3 protein-coding genes are annotated in these 1,614 nt (G+C 74.3%); 1 reads left to right on the forward strand and 2 read right to left on the reverse strand.

The window, feature by feature from the left end; translation table 11 throughout:
• On the forward strand, nt 1–262 hold a 262-nt coding region (locus tag AB0J52_RS39645; protein ID WP_500188277.1), incomplete at its 5' end, for a response regulator transcription factor.
• A 21-nt stretch (nt 263–283) separates the two neighbouring features.
• On the opposite strand, the gene AB0J52_RS39650 is transcribed toward AB0J52_RS39645, so the two are convergent.
• Both AB0J52_RS39650 and AB0J52_RS39655 read right to left on the reverse strand, forming a co-directional pair.
• Nucleotides 284–1,036: a hypothetical protein gene (locus AB0J52_RS39650; RefSeq protein ID WP_500188279.1), complete on the reverse strand. Its 753-nt coding sequence runs from the start codon at nt 1,034–1,036 to the stop codon at nt 284–286.
• The coding region (locus tag AB0J52_RS39655) for a DUF8746 domain-containing protein (protein ID WP_500188280.1) at nt 1,033–1,614 on the reverse strand (582 nt) is incomplete at its 5' end. The genes AB0J52_RS39655 and AB0J52_RS39650, both read right to left, overlap by 4 nt.

A 1,614-nucleotide genomic window follows, 5' to 3' on the forward strand; every position in this document is an offset into this window, starting at 1 on the left:
CGCGGCGGCCCGGCGGCGGACCGCCGTGCTGTCGCCGCGCGAGACCGAGGTGCTGGCGCTGGTCGGCGCGGGCCTGTCCAACGCGGAGATCGCGGCGCGGCTGCACATCGTGGAGGGCACGGTGAAGGCGTACGTGAGCGCGGTGCTGGCCCGCCTGGACGTCCGGAACCGGGTGCAGGCGGCGATCATCGCCTACGAGGCCGGCATGGTGAACGACCCTGCCGACCCCGTTGTTCCGGAACGTCCCGGCGGACCACGCTAAGCCGTGCTCGCGCCCTCGCCCTCACGCGTCCCGGCGTGCCAGGACGAACCGGCCGACCACGACGGCCGCGACCGTCCACGCGACCAGGACGAGCAGCCCGACCGAGCCCCGGTAGGGAGGGTCCTCGGCGATGCCCATGAACGTCCGGCCGGCGCTGCTCGGCAGCGACTCGGCCAGCGGACGCGTCGCCGCCGGGCCGAGGAGCAGCATCGGCAGGGCGAGCAGGCCGAGGAACGCCGTGGTCAGCGTGCCCGCCGTGCTGCGGAGCAGGGCCGCGAGGCCGAGGGCGAAGACGCAGACGAAGCCGAGGTAGAGGGCGAACGCCAGGGTGTCGGACGTGGCGTCGGCCAGGGAGAAGCGGCCCCATTCGCCGATGCCCAGGGCCGCGGCGGCCGTGCCCGTCACGCCGAGCACCACCCCGAGCGGGACCACCACGGCCGTGATGACCAGCGCCTTCGCGGCCAGCACCCGGCCGCGCAAGGGCACCCAGGTCAGCGTCGTCCGGATCGTCCCGGACGCGTACTCGCTCGTCATCATCAGGATGGCGATGGCGACCGGGAGGAACTGCACCAGATCGACCGCACCGATCGCGGTGGAGCTCACCGAGACGACCCCCTGCGGGTTGCCCCGACCGGGGTGGGTGTTGGCGTCGGCGACCGAGGTCCCGATGCTGAACGTCACCACCGCCATCAGCCCCACCGAGAACGCCAGCGCCCACCAGGTGGAGCGCAGCGACCAGAGCTTCGTCCATTCCGAGGCGACCGCGTTCCTCATGCCCGCACCTCCGTCCGGGGCTCGGCCACGCCGAACTCGACGCTCGCACCGGTCAGCTCCATGTACGCCTCCTCCAGCGACCGCTGCCGGACGCTCAGCTCGAACAGCGGTATCCCGGCCTCGTGCGCCAGCAGCCCGACCCGCTCGGCGGACGCGTCTGACACGGTCAGCTCCCCGTCCGGCCCGACGTCCACCGCCAGGCCGGCGGCGGCGAGGCGGGCGGCCAGCTCGCGGGCGCGCGGGCTGCGCACCCGGACGCGCGTGCCGGACGCGACGACCTCGCCCATCGGGGCGTCCGCCAGCAGCCGGCCCCGCCCGATCACCACCAGCCGGTCGGCGGTCAGCTGCATCTCGCTCATCAGGTGACTGGAGACGAACACCGTGCGGCCCTCGGCGGCGAGCGACCGCATGAGCCGCCGCATCCACAGCACGCCGTCGGGGTCGAGGCCGTTCACCGGCTCGTCGAACATCAGCACCGCCGGGTCGCCGAGCAGCGCTCCGGCGATGCCGAGCCGCTGCCCCATGCCGAGGGAGAGCGTCCCGGCGCGGCGGCGGGCCACGGACTCCAGGCCGACGAG

The organism is Spirillospora sp. NPDC049652 (genome assembly GCF_040675125.1).
Classification (GTDB): domain Bacteria; phylum Actinomycetota; class Actinomycetes; order Streptosporangiales; family Streptosporangiaceae; genus Spirillospora.

What these genes read in the sequence shown, in the direction of transcription:
- AB0J52_RS39650 (WP_500188279.1), bottom strand. Translation starts at nt 1,036, where the DNA reads ATGAGGAACGCGGTCGCCTCGGAATGGACGAAGCTCTGGTCGCTGCGC.